Consider the following 17,124-nt stretch of genomic DNA (forward strand, 5'->3'; position numbering starts at 1 on the left):
GATCTCTTCCTTGTCGAAGAGCGGGACGGTGTCTTCGTACAGCTTCACCCGCTCCACGAGATCGGGAGCAATCCCCTGCAGGTACTCGGTGATCTCGTTGAACACCTGCTTCGAGTCGACCGACACGCGCTCGACCTTGGCGCTGAAGAGGTCGCGCACGAGCCCGCGCGTCACGTTCGTTTCGCGATGTACGAGCGCGGGCGCGCGCAGGAACTGCGTTTTCCGCTTGATGCGCTTCCAGTTGTTGATGAGCGTGTTGAGTTCCCGCTCGAACGTTTCTCTGGTGGCGTCTTCCGACACCGTGCGCACGATCACGCCGCCCGCATCGTCGGGTAGCATTTCCCCGACCATGGCGCGCAGCCGCTGTCGCTCCGCACGCTCGTCGATCTTGCGACTCACCCCGACCTTGGACGCGAACGGCATGTACACCAGGAAGCGTCCGGCCAGCGACACCTGTGCGGTGACGCGCGGGCCCTTTGTGGAAATGGGCTCCTTGGTGATCTGGACCAGGATGTCCTGACCTCGCTTGAGGAGGTCCTGAATGGGGCGCACCTCGCGGCGACCGCGACGCCCACCCGCCCCGCCCGACTGCTCGTCGGCCTCGTCGGCCTCCTCATCGTCGTCGTCGTCAGAAACCTGCGCATCCTCGACGACCACATCGGCCGCATGGAGGAACGCCGATTTCTCGGTACCGATGTTTACGAAGGCGGCCTGAATGCCGGGCAACACTGCTTCGACCTTGCCAAGGTACACGTCGCCGACCATGCGGCGCGCGTCTGGCCTGTCGACGAGCAGCTCGACCAGTTGACCGTCCTCGATGATGGCGACGCGCGTCTCGCGCGGCGTCGCGTTCACCAGGAGCTCTCGCTTCATTAGCAACCCATCGTCGACAACGGGACGGAGGCGACTCCGGCCGCCCTGCAGCGACGACACACGCGGTGGACCTGCACGGAAACCGAGCGCGCCCGTGGTCCGCGGCCCATACGGTGGGCTCACGGCGGCAGCGCACGATCGAACGCCACATGGCGCCCCCGGCCGGCTGACGAGATCGGATCGGGCACCACGCGCCCCGGGCCGCGGACCGTCCCGCGCTGGCAGCAGCGGGAGGCGCAGGCCTCGAGGAACACGCGGGTCCCCGCGATCGACACGCCAGGGCGCGTCAGACGGTGGGACGTGTGGATGGGTCGGTCAGCGGCACGCTGGCCCCGGCCGGCCCATTCCACAAACGCAAACGGCCCGTGAGTCGCACGGGCCGCCGGCGCCAACTGCGACGGCTGGAAAGTACGACGGAAAGGTACCCCGGGAGGCCGGGAGTCACAACCCAAGCCGTCCGGGGGGAGGCCCCCCGGCCCCGGTTGTCCACACGGAACGGGCTGGGCGCGTTCGGGGGCTAGGCGTTCAGGCCCTTGAGGAGGTGACGGGCGATGACGAGACGCTGAATCTCGCTCGTCCCTTCGCCGATCTCGCAAATCTTGGCATCGCGCATGAACCGCTCCACCGGATAGTCCTTGGTGTACCCGTAGCCACCATGAACCTGAATCGCCTTGATCGTGGCGCGCATCGCCACCTCGGAGCAGAACAGTTTCGCCATGGCGGCCTCCTTGCCAAACGGCTTGCCGTTCTGCGCCAGCCACGCCGCGTGGTACATGAGGTGCCGGCCTGCTTCGATTTCGGTGGCCATATCGCTCAACTGGAACTGAATGCCTTGGAAGCTTGCGATCGCGGACCCGAATTGCTTGCGCACGCTGGCATACTTGAGCGATTCCTGAAGCGCCCCCTCAGCGATCCCGATCGAAAGCGCAGCGATGCCGATGCGTCCGGCGTCGAGCGTCTTCATGAAGTTCACGAAGCCGAGCCCTTCGGTACCGAGCAGGTTCTCAGCGGGCACTTCAACGTTATCGAAGAGGAGCTCGCGCGTGTCGGAGGCCCGCCATCCGAGCTTGTCCTCCTTCTTGCCGGCTCGGAAGCCCGCCATGGGCGTCAACGAGGCGTCGTGACCCACACCCAAGGCGCGGCAGGTCTCGAGGTCCACCGATTCCTTGGTGAGGATGAAGCTCGAGATCCCCTTGGTGCCCTTGGAGGGATCGGTCACCGCGGTCACCACGAAGACCTCGCCCACCCCTGCATGCGTGATGAAGCGCTTGCTGCCGTTGAGGAGGTAATACCCATCCTTCTTCACAGCCGTCGTGCGCGTGCCGCCCGCATCGCTCCCGGCGGCTTCCTCCGTCAGTCCGAAGCCCCCCAGCACCTTGCCGCTAGCAAGCAGTGGTACGTAGCGCTCGATCTGCGCCGGCGTTCCGAAGTTCACGATAGGTGACGTACCCAGCGTGGTATGCGCGCTGATGGTGATGGAGTGCGACGCGCACACCTTCGCGAGCTCCTCGATCGCAATCATGAAACTGATCGTATCGAAGCCCGCCCCCCCGACCTCCTCAGCCCACGGCACGCCGAGGAGCCCGAGCTCTCCCATCTTCTTCACGTTCTCCCAAGGAAACGTGGAGGCGTCGTCATGCGCTGCCGCGACGGGGGCGACATGTTCGCGGGCGAACGCGCTCACCATGTCCCGCACGGCGAGATGCTGCTCGTTGAAATACAGACTGTCGTCCATCTGGAACGGTCGGGCTGGGGGAGTGTCAGAATCGTGGAGAGGACCGAGGGCGCGTTCGTAGCCCTCCGGACCGCAGCAATGCATCGGCGGCCGGACCGAGGCAGCAATCGCAGTCACCGCATGCCGCTCGCGTTCCGACCTCCCCGAAATAGCGCAGGAAGAACGCTCTTCGGCAATAGCGCGTTTGAGTGTACGCCTCCATCGCATCGAGGCGCGCAATGTCGGCGCGCCGTCGCCTCTCACGTTCCGGCCAATCGATTGCCGGCCAGCCAGCGTCGCGAAATTTCGTATGGAGCCGGTACCCCCCACCGGTACGAGACCACGTGACGATCTGGCGCGCTTCCAACCGTTCGAGAACGGGGACGAGTCCCACGGCGCCACCGAGGCCTGGCGGCAGCCCGTCAAGGTCCACCAACGCGCCGCGCTCGAGTTGCCTCCCCGCCGCACGCCACAAGGCCCGGAGCACCTCGCGTTCGAAGTGGAGCCCACCGACGAGCTCGCGCTGCACACGTTCGGGCGAGGCCGTCAAGCGGATGCTGATGCGCCCCGGTGATGGCGATACGATAGCACACGCGCCGCTCGCTACGAGCGAACGCAGCGCAGCGGCTGCGCGCTGTTCGTCACAGCGTGGTCCAAGCCGGCTTGCCAACACCGCCGGCGAGAGCGCCACGAATCCTTCGCGATCCGCCCCGTCGCGCATGATCTGCCACGCCCGTTCGATTACGGGACGCGGCGGATGAGCCAAATCGATGAAGAAGTCATGCGTGGACCGATCGAGCGGATCGTGCAGCAGTACGACGGTGCTGCGCTTCCCGTCGCGCCCGGCACGGCCCGCCTCCTGATAGTACGCCTCCAGGGAACCAGGCATGGCATGATGCAACACCAGCCGAACGTCCGGTTTGTCGATGCCCATCCCGAACGCGCTCGTTGCTACGATCACCCGGGCACGCTCGTCCATGAAGGCGTCCTGTGCGTGCTGCCGCACCGTGCCCGCGAGCCCTGCGTGATAGGCCGTGGCGCGGATCCCACCGCGCACGAGCGCCACCGTGAGGCGTTCCACGTTCATGCGCGTTGAGGCGTACAGGATCGCTGGTCCCGTGGCGGTGCGAAGCCACGTGATGGCCGCTTGCTCCTTGCGGGCCTGCCCAACAATCGATTGCACGTGATACGTGAGGTTCGTCCGGTCAAAACCCGACACCACGACATTCGCTTCACGGAGCGCGAGTTGTCGCACGATATCCCGACGCACATTCGGCGTGGCCGTCGCCGTCAGGGCTACCGTTTGCGGCCGTCCGAGACGCTCGCGCATGTACCCGATCCGCCGGTAGCTCGGGCGGAAATCGTGCCCCCAGGCGCTGATGCAGTGCGCCTCGTCAACGGCAAGCAATGCCACACCGATCGCCGAGAGGTCGTCGAGGAGGCGCCGCGCCTCCAGCCGCTCCGGACTGAGGTAGAGCAACTTCAGCGAGCCGGCACGCACGCGGCGGATTCGGTCAGAGACGTGCGCGGCAGTCAGTGTGCTGTTGATGAACGCCGCCGGTACGCCGCGCCGCTCCAAGGCTTCGACTTGATCCTTCATCAACGCAATGAGTGGACTCACCACGACCGTGAGTCCCCGGCGCATCAGCGCTGGCACCTGATAGCAGAGAGACTTGCCGCCACCCGTGGGGAGGACCACGAGCGCATCGCGCCCCGAAAGGACGGCCTCGATGGCGCCCACCTGTGGCGGGCGGAAGTTCGGATATCCGAACCGCGACAAGAGCACAGTCCGCGCTTCGTCGAGGGTGCCGTAGCCACCGTGCGCCGGTGCCGGACCTGTTACCGTGGACATGGGGGCATGGTAACCCGCACCATCCACCCCCCCATCACCCGAACAACGCCCCTTCGCTCAATCGAACGCGCACCGCACGGGTGCGCCTCAGGCTTCCGGGAAGCGCTTGCCGGTATCGTGGATGAGGTATGCCACCCCGAGGAAGAGTAGCGCCTTCACTCCTTCCCAGACCGCCTTGCCGGTGCGGCCGCCCTGCCCCGCGCTCACGGCGTCGTAGGCGCACCAGATCGACATCAACAACGGCAACATCGGCGCCAGCCGCCGGGTAAGCCCCCTCATCTACACCGCCCTCGAGAAATGTCCGCGCGTGAACTTGCCGTCCAAAAGCTGCCGCGAGCCGAATGCGTCCAGTGACTCGCCACGGGACAAACGGTCGAGTATCTCGCGATACGCCCGCACGAGTTCCTGAACAGGGTCGCCGGGCACGTTGAAGACGACCTGAAAGCCACGGATGCCCTGCGCCCAGAGTGCCGGCATGTACTCCGATCCATCGATCGGGCGCGAGTGCAACAATCGATTGCGGCACGCGCTGTCGGTCGCGACGGCAAAGGTGTAGCCAGCCGGATCGGTGAGTGACACGTTGGTGTGCTTCTGCACACAGAGGTCACGACACGTCGTCGGCTCTCGATCGAAGGCGGCGCTCAGCACGCAGTGTTCGATCGTCATCCCTTCCGTGCGCCCATAGATGAGCACGTCGAAACCGCGCCCTTCCCACGGGCCTACCAGCTGTCCGAGCTCGTCGGTCGTCAATTCGATCGATGCGACGACGCGCGGCACACCCAGTTCAAAAAGCAGTGCCGCGGTGTGCTGATTGAAGACATTGGTGGCGTAGTCGGCGATCACGTCGTGGCCGGCGCCGCCAAACTCGGCGGCCAAGCCAAGATGGCCGGTGAGTAGCGGGAGGCCGAGCGCCAACCACTTCTCGAGACGGCGTCGTTCCTCCGGACGTACGATCGTGGGTGTACGCAGCCGCAGCGTCACGCCCTGCGCCGTGAGCTCATCCCGCAGTGCCGTGACGCGCGCCAGCGGCGGCGTGGGATGGCGAAGAAACGGATCGAGCACGATGTCGGTGGCACCGCCCGCTGCGGCGTCGCGTGCGCTCGCGATGTCGTACACGATCGCCCGCAGTGCGAAGCCGGCAAGTTCCCCGGGCGTTCGTGCCGCCGCGGGAATCTGCGACAGGGTCTCCGCGATGTGTGCAGCACGAACAGCGGTGTCGCTCATTCGGGCCCACCCGAGCTGCTCCTCCAGCTGCTCGGTCGCTTCCTGGCGGACGCGGTTGAGCTCACTCACGGGGATGAACAGTCCGGGCGCGAGCCCACTGATGTCGATGGCCCCGAGCTTGAACGGGGTACCGCCCAGACGACCAAACTGCTCACGCAGCTGGGTCATGTCGAGCGCCCGCTTGCTCGCCGGTGCGAGCGGTGTCTCACCCCGCACCGTGATCTCGATGCCGCCGCAGGTCCAGACGCTCTTGAGGGGCCCCCCCGCATGGCCGAAGCAGCGTACGTCGAGCCGCGTCAGCCCCACCCGATCCGGCACGGGCACGTTGGCGAAGGAGCGCTGCGCCGTGGCGAGCAAGGTGGCGTCGCTGGTGCGTACCACCTGCCATCCCTCCGGCACCCGCGTCACGCGCGGCCCGCTCTTCACCGTGACGACCTGACGGTGGACCCCGGCGCGGGTCGCAACGGTGCGCACATCCTGCACCGTCCCACCGAGTGAGGCGCCCACCGCCGCGTCTGGGGCCTCGAAGCCAAGACCGTCACCCACCGAGAGTGGACGTGAGACCTCGACCACTAGTGCGTTTCCCTCAGCACCCACCACCAGGCCGATCGGCAGGCCACGATTGTCGGGCTGCGTGCGCGTGATGTAGTCGCGCCCCTGGCGGCCACCGTACATCCCGCCGGTGTTGCCGCGGCTGAAGATCTGCACGAGCGGCTCCACCTCGTCGGGCGACGGTGCCCGTCCCGTTTCCCCACGCCCGATCGCATCCAGCCAGCCACGATAGGCGCGCGTCACGGTCGCCACATACTCTGGCTTCTTCTTACGCCCCTCCACCTTGAGGCAGCCGATTCCGAGCCGCGCCAGCTCCTCGAGGTGGTCGTACGCCGCCAGATCCTTGGTGGAGATCAGGTAGCCGGTGTCGAGCGTCGCTCCGGTCACGTCGTCGTTGAGTGTGTAATCCTTGCGGCACGACTGCGCGCAGGAGCCACGATTCGCCGAACGCTCGCTGATCATCCCCGACATGAAGCACTGGCCCGAATACGAAATGCACAGGGCCCCGTGCACAAAGGTCTCGAGGCTGAGATCCGGCACTTCCTCACGGATCATCCGGATGTCTTCGAGCGTATTCTCGCGCGCGAGCACCACCCGTTCCACGCCGAGGTGCTGCATCACGCGTGCGCCGGCCACATCATGCACCGTCATCTGCGTGGACCCGTGCACTTCCAGCTGCGGATAGACCTGCTGGATAAGCCGCACCACGCCAAGGTCCTGCACAATGGCCGCGTCGATGCCGCGATCGATGCACTCGCCGAGGTACGTCAGGGCCTCGGGCAGCTCGTGCGGCTTGATCAACACGTTGAACGTGAGGTACACCCGAACGCCGCGGGCGTGCGCGATGGCGCAGGCCTGCCCCAACTCGTCGAGGCTGAGCTGCGCGCCCTCATCGCGGGCGTTGTACATCGACGCCCCCAGATACACGGCATTGGCGCCGTTAGCGACGGCTGCTCTGACGGCATCGAGGGTGCCGGCCGGGGCCAGTAATTCAGGGACGTTCGCGGTGCGGGACATCCCCGAAAGCTAACAGCCCCCGGAACGGGCGGACCACGGGCAGCCTTCCGGCAGCCTTCCGGCAGCCTTCCGGCAGCCTTCCGGCAACCTTCCGGCAACCTACCGGCGCACGAACCGCAGCAGCAGCGCCACGGCAACCAGCCCAATGCCGACGACGCGCAGCCACTCCCGGCCGGTTTGCTGGGCGATCGTGAAGGCGATCACTCCCAGCGCGATCAGCGCGATCCTCGCCCGCGGGATCACGACGTTCCCGCGAGTCCCGCGGCACGGGCGTCCGCCTCGGACACGTCGATCACCATGCGCAGCAGTGCCGTCGAGTAGACCTTGCCCTGCGCGTCGGTCTTGAGCGACAGCGTGCCGCCGCCATCCAACGCGCCATGCAAGAGGAAATTGAGCGCGCCCAAGTTGGGCAACTCAAAACGCACCACGCCCCCGGTGAGCTGCCCGGTGAAGTGGGCGGCGACCGCGTCCCGCGTCACATACCGCTCGAGCAGTGGGTACCACTCGGGACGGAGCGCAATCACGCCCACGTTGGCCGTGTCGCCCTTGTCACCGCTGCGCGCGTGCGCAATGTCGAGCAAACGTACCTGCATGCGTTACTCCACGATGGTGACGGCGGTGGACACGGCGCGCTTGTCCAGCAGCGCGGGCCAGTAGGCCACGATTTCCTCGACCTTCGGGCGACCGCCGGCGAACCCTGTGACACTCGGCGGCCCGTTGAGCACGAGCGGTGCGATCTCCCGCGTGAAGCGTTCGACGGCCGCACGATCGCCCCCCCGGACCCCGATCCGATACTGCACCTCAGGAGCGTCTCGACCGTCGCCGGCCAGTGAGCCGTGCGTTGCCGTGGCCCCCACGAACTCGCTGAGCACTTGGTCGAAGCGCAGCCCGAGCCGATCGAGACGCTCACGCAGCACCCGGTCGGCGAGCTGCGCCTTCTCCATCGCATCCGGCCACGAGTACACGAGGGATCCGACCGCCTTGAACCCGGAGCGATAGGCGATCGACACCTTGAGAAACGGTGTGGGGTGCGTGCCGGTGATGCCATGCACCCGCACCCGATTCTCGCCATCGCCGGCGACACGGATGCTGGTGAAGTCGGCCACCACGTCCGGCGTGATGTACGCATGCGGGTCGCCCATCTCATAGACGAGCTGCTCGGTCACGCTCGGTACACTCACGCGACCGCCGGTGCCGGGGTGCTTGGTGATGACGAAGCTCCCATCAGCTCGCGCCTCGGCGATCGGATACCCGATGTTGGCCAGGTCAGGGATACTGCGCCACTCGTGCAAACAGTTGCCGCCGCTGCACTGCGCGCCGCACTCGAGGATGTGCCCGGCCACAATACCGGCCGCAAGCGCGTTCCAGTCGTCTGCAGCCCATCCGAATTCATGACGGAGTGGAGCCATCGTGAGCGAGGTGTCCGTGCTACGGCCGGTCACCACCACGTTCGCCCCCTGCTGCAGCGCCTCCACGATCGGCGTTGAGCCGATATAGGCATTGGCGGACAGCACGCGATCCCGTACGGTGGCCAGGGGCTCACCGGTGTCCATGTTCTTCAACTCGTGACCGGCAGCCAACAGGTCATCGAGCCGCGAGAGGATATCGTCACCGGTGACAACACCGATACGGATCTTGCCACGCACCCCGTGCCTGGTGGCTGCCTCGAGGACGGCGTCGGCACAGGCGGTGGGATTCACACCACCGGCGTTGGCGATCACCTTCACGCCGCGTTCGGCCACGGCAGGGAACACGCTCTCCATCGCGCCGATGAAATCGCGCGCGTACCCCATGCGGGGATCACGTTCCTTCTGCTTCTGCAGAATGGACATCGTGACTTCGGCGAGATAGTCGAGCATGAGATAGTCGACCGGCCCGCCTTCCACCTGACGGCGCGGCGCCTCCAGCCAGTCCCCCCAGAAGCCCTGACCGCTGGCGACGCGCACCACTTTGTCCTTCGACGACCCCGACATCATTCGCCTCCAACGGGCGGCATCGGCGGCAGCACGAAGGCGCCGAGATGCGGTCCGCGATTCTGGTTGGCCGCCCGAAATGCCATGGCGAGCAGGTCTCGCGTGTCTTCGGGGTACACGATGGTATCGACAAAGCCGCGCGCGGCGGCATAGCGGGCGTCGAGTTGCGTGTCGTAGTCCGCGCGCATCGCGGCAACGGAATCGAGTACCTCGCGCGAGGGCTCCGTTCCAGCCTTCTTCGCCGCGTCGAGCGCGGGGCCGTGGACGGCCTGAATGGCCGCCTCTCCTTCCATCACCGCCATCCGACCAGTGGGCCAAGAGAAGATGAAGTCAGGATCGAATCCCTGCCCCGCCATCGCATAATAGCCCGCGCCGCTTGCATGATTGACCGTGAGCACGATCTTCGCCACACGCGCACACGCCATCGCCTCAACGAAGTGCGCTCCGGCGCGGATGATGCCCTCGTGCTCGGCGTCAGGCCCGACCATGAATCCCGACACGTCCTGCACAAAGAGCAGCGGTATACCCTGCTTGTCGCAACGCTCGATGAAGTACGCGACCTTCTCCGCACTCTCGGCATAGATGATGCCACCGAACCGAGGGCGTTCTCCCGCCCGACCCTTGATGAGGCCGCGCGCGTTGGCGATAACGCCCACGGGAATGCCGGCGATCTTCGCATCACCGCAGATCATCTCGCGCGCACGATTGGGCTGAAACTCGTCGAGCTTGCCCTCATCGAGCACGGCACGCAGGAGCGCGTGCATGTCGTACGACAGCCGGTGATCGCCTGGGAGCAGATCGTACAATGCGGAGGGGGGATCTGCCGGGGGGCGCCACGCGGCTTCCTGTTGAGCCGCCGGGCGCGGGAGTCGCGCGACGAGCTCACGGATCTTGTCGAGGCACGCGGCGTCGTCGTCGAGCGCGTAATGCGCCACGCCGGATACTTCCGTGTGCGTGGTTGCACCGCCGAGAGTTTCGCCGTCGACCGTTTGTCCGGTGGCGCCCTTCACGAGGTTGGGGCCACCGAGGCCCATGAAGGACGTGCCCTTCACCATCAAGATCACGTCGCTCAGCGCGGGCAAATACGCCCCGCCGGCCACACATTGCCCCATCACCGCCGCGAACTGCGGGATGCGCAGATAGCGGCGCATGATCGAGTTGTAGTAGAAGATGCGTGCCGCGCCGTACTGCCCCGGGAACACGCCGCCTTGGTAGGGGAGATTTACCCCGGCCGAATCGACGAGGTAGACGATCGGGATGCGGCAGCGCATCGCGATCTCTTGCGCACGCAGGATCTTCGTGATCGTCTCCGGCCACCACGAGCCAGCCTTCACGGTGGCATCGTTGGCTACCACGACGATCTCGCGCCCCTCGACCATCGCCACGCCGGTCACCACTCCGGCGCCTGGCGCCTGTCCGTCGTAGCGATCGTGCGCCACGAGCAAGCCCACTTCGAGGAACGGCGTGCCCGGGTCAGCCAGACGCGCAACACGTTCGCGCGCGGTGAGCTTACCCTGCGCATGTTGCTTCTCGATCTTGTCCGGACCACCCCCGAGGCGGAGGCGGGCTTCCAGCGCGCGGACGTCGGCGGCGAGCTGGCGCAGGCGCCCGCTCACGCGTCCTGCTGCTGTTGTGCCGCAAACCATTCGCGGATGTAGTCCACGAGGTCCTGCGTGCTGGTGCCCGGACCAAAGAGGCGCGCCACGCCCTCCGCCTGCAACTGATCCATGTCCTCCTTCGGGATGATGCCACCGCCGGTGAGAAGGATGTCGTCACGCCCTGCCGCAATGAGCAGGTCGCGGACGCGCGGGAAGAGCGTCATGTGCGCCCCGGAGAGGATCGACAAACCCACGACGTCGACGTCTTCCTGCACGGCAGCGGTGGCGATCATCTCGGGCGTCTGGTGCAGGCCGGTGTAGATCACTTCCATGCCGGCGTCACGCAGGGCCGCTGCCACCACCTTGGCACCGCGATCGTGGCCGTCGAGGCCCGGCTTGGCCACCAGCACGCGAATGGGTCGGGTCATCTGTTGGGAAATCGGGGAGGGTGCTACCAAGGCGCCGCTCCGTGGGTCCGCACACGGCGCCGGGGAGAAACTTACTCAGCCGTCCTTACGGGCCACCAGCATCATTTCGCTGGAGGTGCGGCCGAGTGGCCGCGGGCTCCACGAATCGAATGCCTGTTCCACGATGAGTCCGACGTCGCGCATTCGCTGCGCCAACTCCGATGCCGAATACAGCCGGATACGATGCGCGCGTTCGCCGTGGCCCTTCGGACCACGCCACGTGGACGTGATGTCGAGAAACCCGGAGAGCGGATCGAAGTGGCGCTCCTGGCCGAACATCGTGCCGTCCCCACTGCTCCACCAGTCACGGGAAAGAAACTTCGCCATCACCCCGTCGCGCGCGCCTCCGTGCCAGACAAGCACCCCACCAGGCTTGAGCACCCGGGCGAACTGGGCCAGCACGCGAAGATCGTCGTTCGGGTCGTCAAAAAAGCCGAACGAGGTGAACAGGTTGACCACCGCGTCGAACCGCCCACTCCACTTGGCAGGCAGCCTGCGCATGTCCCCCTGCGTGTAGCGGAGCGTCTTGCCGGTGCCGCGCTTTTTGGCCACCGCGAGGAGGTCGCTCGAATAATCGAGTCCGTCCACATCGAAGCCGGCCTCAGCCAAGAGATGGGCGTGGCGTCCCTGCCCGCAGGGACAGTCGAGCACCCGGGCACCGGCGGGGAGCTCCAGCACATCGATCAGGCGCGCCACCTCCTTCCGATCCTGGACGAGGTCGAAGAGGGGCTCGTACTCGTGGAGGTACTGTTGGTCGAACTGGGTGGCCCACCAAGGGCTGTTCGTCGTCATGCGGAGACGCTAGATACAGGGACGAAGCCGCACAAGCCGCATGTGCCCGGCACCGCTCCTTTCCATGAGGGGCGGCCTCCCGGGCGGCCCCCTCCGCCCCGCCGGAACCCGTGCCTGCCATCCGCCTGCTCTACGCCAGTGCTGCCGCCGTCGGCATGCCCTACGGCGCGCTGGTCGACATCATGTCCCATGCGCAACAGCGCAATCCCGAGCGGCAGATTACTGGGATGCTCTGCTATGGATCGGGTCAGTTCCTGCAGGCGCTCGAAGGGGAGCGCGCCGCGGTCACCAGCCTCTATCATCGCATCGCGGCCGATGCCCGGCATGCCCAGTGCCAGCTGATTTCGGTCGAGGAGATCTCCGCGCGGGGCTTCCCCGAATGGTCGATGAAGGTGGTGAACTGGGAAGACGGCGATAGCGCCCGACGGCGGGCCATGCTCGAGGCGGACACTGGGTCGAGCACGTTTAGTCCGCTCACCATGAGCGCGGCGCAGGCGGGGACCTTCCTCCGCCATCTGGCGGACCTCGAGCGCGATCTGGCTGGGGACTGACCGCAATAGGAAAGCGCCACCGACCTCGTGGTCGGTGGCGCTTTCTGTGGGCACGCGTGCCTCAGAAGAACACAGGCTCGCGATACGACCCGAATACCTCCTCGAGAGCCGCGCGAATTTCGTAGAGCGTGCAGTACGAGCGCGCACAGTCCAGGATGCGTGGGACCACGTTTTCCGTGCCTCGAGCCGCCGTGCGCAACGCTTCGAGATTCCGCGCGCACAGATCGCCGTCGCGTGACGCCCTGAGCGCTGCCATCTTCTCCCGCTGGGCCTGTTCAGCTTCTGCGCCGATCTTGAGCGTTGGGATGTTGAGTTCCGGTTCCTCCGTGACAAACTCGTTCACGCCAACCACCAGCTTGCGACGCTGCTCGATCTCCCATTGCTGACGTGCCGCGCTTTCGGCAATCCGCTTCTGGAACCATCCCTCTTCGAGTCCCTTCACCACGCCGCCGACCCCATCGATCTGCGCGAAGAGGGCTTCGGCTTCCCGCTCCATTTGATCGGTCAGCGCTTCCACGTAGTAGGAACCACCCAGCGGATCCATCACGTTGGGCACCCCGGTCTCATAGGCGAGAATCTGCTGCGTGCGAAGCGCTACCTGCACGGCCGGTTCGGTGGGCAGCGACAGCGTCTCGTCCATCGAGTTGGTGTGCAGCGACTGGGTGCCGCCGAGCACCGCAGCGAGAGCCTGGTACGCAACGCGCACGACATTGTTCATCGGTTGCTGCGCCGTCAGCGTGACGCCGGCGGTCTGCGAGTGGAAGCGCATCATCCACGACCGCGGATTCTTCGCGCCGTACCGTTGCTTGAGATGGCGCGCCCAGATGCGGCGGGCAGCGCGCAGCTTGGCGATCTCTTCGAAGAAGTCGTTGTGGATGTCCCAGAAGAATGACAGGCGGGGGGCGAACTCATCGACATCGAGACCGCGCGCGATGCCCCGCTCCACATACGTAAAGCCGTCGGCGAGCGTGAACGCCAACTCCTGCGCGGCCGTGGCACCGGCTTCGCGGATGTGATAGCCGGAGATGGAGATCGTGTTCCAATTGGGCGCATGCGTGGCACACCACTCGAAGCCGTCCACGATCAAGCGCAGCGCCGGTTCGATGGGGAAGCACCACGCGTGCTGCGCCATGTACTCCTTGAGGATGTCATTCTGCACCGTCCCCTGCAGCTTCTCTGCGCTGACGCCCTGCTTTTCCGCGGCGGCGATGTAGAAACACAGGAGGATGATCGCCGGTCCATTGATCGTCATGCTCGTGGAGACCTTGTCGAGGGGGATTCCCTCGAAGAGCGCCTCCATGTCCGCGAGCGACGAGATGGCCACGCCGCACTTACCGACCTCCCCTTCCGAACGCGGATGGTCGGAGTCATAGCCCATGAGCGTGGGGAAATCGAACGCCACCGACAGCCCGGTCTGCCCCTGCGACAGCAGGAACTTGTACCGCTGGTTCGTCTCCTTCGCCGTGCCGAACCCGGCGAACTGTCGCATGGTCCAGAGTTTCCCGCGATAGCCCGTGGGGTGAATGCCGCGGGTGAAGGGCCAACTGCCCGGCGTTTCGAAGGCCGTCCCTGACGAATCCTCGAGATCGAGCGCCGTAAAGAGCGCAGGGACTTCTGCGGCCGAATTGGTAAAGGCGATATCGCGCTTGCGGCCGCTGTCGTACCCGTCCCGCCAGCGCGCCACTTCGTGCCGCAGCGACTCCAGCTCTTCCTGTTGCTGACGGACAACGTCTTCGAGGTCACGTATCGAGGTCATGCGCTGATCCCTGAGGTAGACGGCAACGGCGCAAACGAAGCGCCGGTGAGCAAAGCGGTACTGCGAGCTCTGAGTGCGTCCGCCACGGCGAACGGCACCAGCGTCCCGCGTTCCAATCCATCGAGCTGATCCTCGAGCCATGCAAGTGTGGCCGCATCCCGCCACAGCCGCTGCCGCACCTGCTGTTCCACGACTTCCATGACGCGTTCCTTCAGGCGGGCGCGACGCCGAGCGCGCAGCTCGCCTGAGCGTTCAAGATAACGGAAATGACGGTCGAGCGATTCCACGATCTCCGGGATGCCCTCGTCTTGCGCGGCGACCGAACGGAGCACCGGAGGCGTCCACTGTTCCGGCGTCTCAGCTCGAGCCGCCGCACGGGCGGCACGGGCCGGGTTCATGGCATCACGCAGCGCATCCCGGTCAGGGGCCGCCCTCAGATCTACGCCGTGGTGCGCCGGGACGTTCTGGAGGGCGGCACCGGCACGCAGCCCGAGCATCAATTCGATGTCGTTGCGCAGCCGGTCCGCCCCTGGACGGTCCGCCTTGTTGACGGTGTAAACATCCGCGATTTCCATCACCCCTGCCTTCAGCGTCTGGATGGAATCGCCGGACTCGGGCACCAACACGACGAGCGTGGAGTCGGCCGCACGCGCCACATCAAGCTCGCTCTGCCCAACCCCAACAGTCTCGATGATGATCACGTCCATGCCAAACCCGTCGAGGATGTCGCACACTTCACGAGTGGCCGTGGCCAGTCCGCCAAGTGACCCACGGGTAGCCATCGAGCGAATGAAGACGCCTGGATCCAAGGCAATCTCTTCCATCCGGATTCGGTCACCCAGCAACGCACCGCCCGTGAACGGCGACGTAGGATCCACGGCCACGATCCCAACCCGAAGGCCAAGTGCGCGGTAGTACTTCGCCAGACGCGTGGTGAGTGTGCTTTTGCCCGCCCCTGGCGGGCCCGTAATGCCGATGCGCCGGGCACGGCCGAGTACGGCATGCTGGGCGGCGAGTAGCTGTTCGAACCCGGCCCGGTGGTTTTCAACGATGCTGACGGCGCGCGCCAACGCTGCTGGCTTGCCCGCCCGAAACTGTTCGAGCAGGCGCGCCAACGCGACGTCAGTCGGTACTGTCGTCATGCTCATCTCTGATGTCCCCTACCAGTTCTTCCAGAAGGTCTTCGAGCGTGACGAGTCCCACGATCGCGTCTGCATCCCGGACGATGGCCAGCTGCCGCCGCGAACGGAGCAACTCGAACAGCAGCTCCTTGGCGCGCTTGTCCGCGCTCGTCACGCTCACCGGTCGAATCGCCGGCCACGACTCGGCTGGTCGACGAAAGACGTCAAACACATGAACCATCCCGACAATCTGTTCCGGCAAGTCCCGATACACGGGTATTCGACTGTAACCGGCAGTGGCCACCTGCCGGGCCAGCTCAGCGGGGGGCAACCCCTCACGCAGCGAGAATATGTCAGCGTGTGGTGTCATGACATCCCGCACGGACTTGTCTCCGAACTGGACCACGCCGGAGATAATGGCCATCTCTTCGGTGGCTCCGATGTCGCGGAATGTGCCGTCTCGCAACAGCTCTTCCAGTCCGTCGCGCAACTCATCGTCGCTGTCCGCTTCGGCCGGCGGCGACACGACGCGGCGTACGGAATGAGCGATCCCATGAAACGGCGCGAGGATGAGGTCCACGACGCGCAGCATCGGCACCACGATCGGAATCAGCGTTGGCGCCACGCGTCGCGCGATCGCACGCGGGAGCAACTGCCCGAACACAAGCAGCAGCACAAGAAGCATGGTGACGTCGAAGACGAACGCCCAGGCGCGCAGGCCGTCTGCCATGGCGATCAGGGCCCCGGTCGCAAACACCACGAGCATGCTGGCAGTCCCCGCGGCGTGCACCAGACGCATGGGCCGTTCGAGGTAGCGAGTCATGGCGCCCACGCCACCGGCCCGATGCTCGATCCAGTGGCGGAGCCATAGCCGGCTAACCGCACGCACCGACGTGGCAGCCATTGTCAGAAAGGCCACGGTCACGACGGCGACAAACATCGCGAAACCGGTCATCGCTCACCCTCGCCGGGCATCGCGAGTGTTTCTCCACGAATACGTTCGAGGAACACCCGCTCAATCTTCCGGCGGATCACGCGCTCCACGATGACGCGAAACGGCCCCACGGTCAACGACTCGCCGGCGCGAGGCACGCGGCCGAGCAGTTCAAAAATCAGTCCGCCAACCGTCGACACATCGTCGCGGCTGAAATCGAAGCCGAGCGCAGCGGACAGATCGTCGAGCGTGAGACGGCCAGAAACCCAGTACCGCGCATCGTCTTCACTTTCCACGAGCCGTTCTTCATCGTCGTACTCGTCACGGATCTCGCCGACCAATTCCTCCAGCACATCTTCAATTGTGACGAGGCCGGCAGTACCGCCGTACTCGTCCGCCACGATGGCGATATGCCGGCGCGTCTGGCGAAACTCCTTGAGAAGATCCGCAATGCGCTTGGATGCCGGAATGAAAACCGGCGATCGCATCAGCGAGGTCCATCCCCCCTCTGGCTCCTCGTCATCGAGCACAGCCGGAAGGAGATCCTTCACGTAGAGAATGCCAACGATTTCATCGATCGATTCGTCGTACACTGGCACGCGTGAGTGCTGGATGCTGCGCACACGATCGACCATTTCCGACCACGGTGTCTCGCGCTCGACACCCAGCATGTCCACGCGCGGCACCATGACCTCCGCCA

Annotated in this window: 16 protein-coding genes; 1 reads left to right on the top strand and 15 read right to left on the bottom strand. The window is 65.7% G+C overall.

The annotated features are described in order from the left end of the window. The 11 genes from ACIQ51_RS12395 to ACIQ51_RS12445 all read right to left on the bottom strand — a co-directional run. A partial coding sequence (locus tag ACIQ51_RS12395; RefSeq protein WP_396205365.1) for a ribonuclease E/G occupies positions 1-873 on the bottom strand: 873 nt, incomplete at its 3' end. Positions 874-1,390: 517 nt separating this feature from the next. After that, positions 1,391-2,608 carry an acyl-CoA dehydrogenase family protein gene (locus tag ACIQ51_RS12400; protein WP_396205366.1) on the bottom strand — a complete coding sequence of 406 codons (1,218 nt, stop codon included), beginning with the start codon at positions 2,606-2,608 and terminating at the stop codon, positions 1,391-1,393. Positions 2,609-2,633: 25 nt separating this feature from the next. Then, positions 2,634-4,439, bottom strand: coding sequence for an ATP-dependent DNA helicase RecQ (locus tag ACIQ51_RS12405; protein ID WP_396205367.1), 1,806 nt, complete (start codon positions 4,437-4,439; stop codon positions 2,634-2,636). 87 nt (positions 4,440-4,526) lie between these two features. Beyond that, positions 4,527-4,673: a hypothetical protein gene (locus ACIQ51_RS12410; RefSeq protein ID WP_396205368.1), complete on the bottom strand. Its 147-nt coding sequence runs from the start codon at positions 4,671-4,673 to the stop codon at positions 4,527-4,529. A 45-nt stretch (positions 4,674-4,718) separates the two neighbouring features. Beyond that, complete coding sequence (locus ACIQ51_RS12415; RefSeq protein WP_396205369.1) at positions 4,719-7,232, bottom strand: DUF3656 domain-containing protein; 2,514 nt, start codon at positions 7,230-7,232, stop codon at positions 4,719-4,721. 99 nt (positions 7,233-7,331) lie between these two features. Further along, a complete protein-coding gene (locus ACIQ51_RS12420; RefSeq protein WP_396205370.1) occupies positions 7,332-7,475 on the bottom strand; it encodes a hypothetical protein in 144 nt (47 codons plus the stop codon). Continuing rightward, positions 7,472-7,825 carry a hypothetical protein gene (locus ACIQ51_RS12425; protein WP_396205371.1) on the bottom strand — a complete coding sequence of 118 codons (354 nt, stop codon included), beginning with the start codon at positions 7,823-7,825 and terminating at the stop codon, positions 7,472-7,474. The genes ACIQ51_RS12420 and ACIQ51_RS12425 overlap by 4 nt, the downstream gene beginning before the upstream one ends. 3 nt (positions 7,826-7,828) lie before the next feature. Beyond that, positions 7,829-9,205, bottom strand: coding sequence for an acyclic terpene utilization AtuA family protein (locus tag ACIQ51_RS12430; RefSeq protein WP_396205380.1), 1,377 nt, complete (start codon positions 9,203-9,205; stop codon positions 7,829-7,831). Then, positions 9,205-10,821 (bottom strand): acyl-CoA carboxylase subunit beta, encoded by a 1,617-nt coding sequence (locus ACIQ51_RS12435; RefSeq protein WP_396205372.1) that lies wholly within the window; start codon positions 10,819-10,821, stop codon positions 9,205-9,207. The genes ACIQ51_RS12430 and ACIQ51_RS12435 overlap by 1 nt, the downstream gene beginning before the upstream one ends. Continuing rightward, positions 10,818-11,231, bottom strand: a complete 414-nt coding sequence (locus ACIQ51_RS12440) for a cobalamin B12-binding domain-containing protein (protein ID WP_396205373.1) — start codon at positions 11,229-11,231, stop codon at positions 10,818-10,820. Before ACIQ51_RS12440 ends, ACIQ51_RS12435 begins: the two co-directional genes overlap by 4 nt. Before the next feature lie 75 nt (positions 11,232-11,306). Further along, on the bottom strand, positions 11,307-12,062 hold the full coding sequence (locus ACIQ51_RS12445) for a class I SAM-dependent methyltransferase (RefSeq protein WP_396205374.1): 756 nt from the start codon (positions 12,060-12,062) through the stop codon (positions 11,307-11,309). A 110-nt stretch (positions 12,063-12,172) separates the two neighbouring features. On the opposite strand from ACIQ51_RS12445, the gene ACIQ51_RS12450 reads away from it, so the two are divergent. Continuing rightward, complete coding sequence (locus ACIQ51_RS12450) at positions 12,173-12,613, top strand: BLUF domain-containing protein (RefSeq protein WP_396205375.1); 441 nt, start codon at positions 12,173-12,175, stop codon at positions 12,611-12,613. Between the two features lie 61 nt (positions 12,614-12,674). Here the strand turns inward: ACIQ51_RS12450 and ACIQ51_RS12455 are convergent, their stop codons facing one another. The 4 genes from ACIQ51_RS12455 to ACIQ51_RS12470 all read right to left on the bottom strand — a co-directional run. Then, entirely contained in the window at positions 12,675-14,369 is a 1,695-nt protein-coding gene (locus tag ACIQ51_RS12455) for a methylmalonyl-CoA mutase (RefSeq protein WP_396205376.1), read from the bottom strand. Next, positions 14,366-15,517, bottom strand: coding sequence for a methylmalonyl Co-A mutase-associated GTPase MeaB (meaB, locus tag ACIQ51_RS12460; protein ID WP_396205377.1), 1,152 nt, complete (start codon positions 15,515-15,517; stop codon positions 14,366-14,368). The genes ACIQ51_RS12455 and meaB overlap by 4 nt, the downstream gene beginning before the upstream one ends. Continuing rightward, positions 15,492-16,445 (bottom strand): CBS domain-containing protein, encoded by a 954-nt coding sequence (locus tag ACIQ51_RS12465; RefSeq protein WP_396205378.1) that lies wholly within the window; start codon positions 16,443-16,445, stop codon positions 15,492-15,494. Before ACIQ51_RS12465 ends, meaB begins: the two co-directional genes overlap by 26 nt. After that, positions 16,442-17,124: hemolysin family protein (locus ACIQ51_RS12470; RefSeq protein ID WP_396205379.1), on the bottom strand; the 683-nt coding region annotated here is incomplete at its 5' end. The genes ACIQ51_RS12465 and ACIQ51_RS12470, both read right to left, overlap by 4 nt.

Origin of the sequence: Gemmatimonas sp. (assembly GCF_044344655.1) — a bacterium.
Classification (GTDB): Bacteria; Gemmatimonadota; Gemmatimonadetes; order Gemmatimonadales; family Gemmatimonadaceae; genus Gemmatimonas.

What these genes read in the sequence shown, in the direction of transcription:
- ACIQ51_RS12400 (WP_396205366.1), bottom strand. Translation starts at nt 2,608, where the DNA reads ATGGACGACAGTCTGTATTTCAACGAGCAGCATCTCGCCGTGCGGGAC.
- ACIQ51_RS12405 (WP_396205367.1), bottom strand. Translation starts at nt 4,439, where the DNA reads ATGTCCACGGTAACAGGTCCGGCACCGGCGCACGGTGGCTACGGCACC.
- ACIQ51_RS12410 (WP_396205368.1), bottom strand. Translation starts at nt 4,673, where the DNA reads ATGTCGATCTGGTGCGCCTACGACGCCGTGAGCGCGGGGCAGGGCGGC.
- ACIQ51_RS12415 (WP_396205369.1), bottom strand. Translation starts at nt 7,232, where the DNA reads ATGTCCCGCACCGCGAACGTCCCTGAATTACTGGCCCCGGCCGGCACC.
- ACIQ51_RS12425 (WP_396205371.1), bottom strand. Translation starts at nt 7,825, where the DNA reads ATGCAGGTACGTTTGCTCGACATTGCGCACGCGCGCAGCGGTGACAAG.
- ACIQ51_RS12430 (WP_396205380.1), bottom strand. Translation starts at nt 9,205, where the DNA reads ATGTCGGGGTCGTCGAAGGACAAAGTGGTGCGCGTCGCCAGCGGTCAG.
- ACIQ51_RS12440 (WP_396205373.1), bottom strand. Translation starts at nt 11,231, where the DNA reads ATGACCCGACCCATTCGCGTGCTGGTGGCCAAGCCGGGCCTCGACGGC.
- ACIQ51_RS12445 (WP_396205374.1), bottom strand. Translation starts at nt 12,062, where the DNA reads ATGACGACGAACAGCCCTTGGTGGGCCACCCAGTTCGACCAACAGTAC.
- ACIQ51_RS12455 (WP_396205376.1), bottom strand. Translation starts at nt 14,369, where the DNA reads ATGACCTCGATACGTGACCTCGAAGACGTTGTCCGTCAGCAACAGGAA.
- meaB (WP_396205377.1), bottom strand. Translation starts at nt 15,517, where the DNA reads ATGAGCATGACGACAGTACCGACTGACGTCGCGTTGGCGCGCCTGCTC.
- ACIQ51_RS12465 (WP_396205378.1), bottom strand. Translation starts at nt 16,445, where the DNA reads ATGACCGGTTTCGCGATGTTTGTCGCCGTCGTGACCGTGGCCTTTCTG.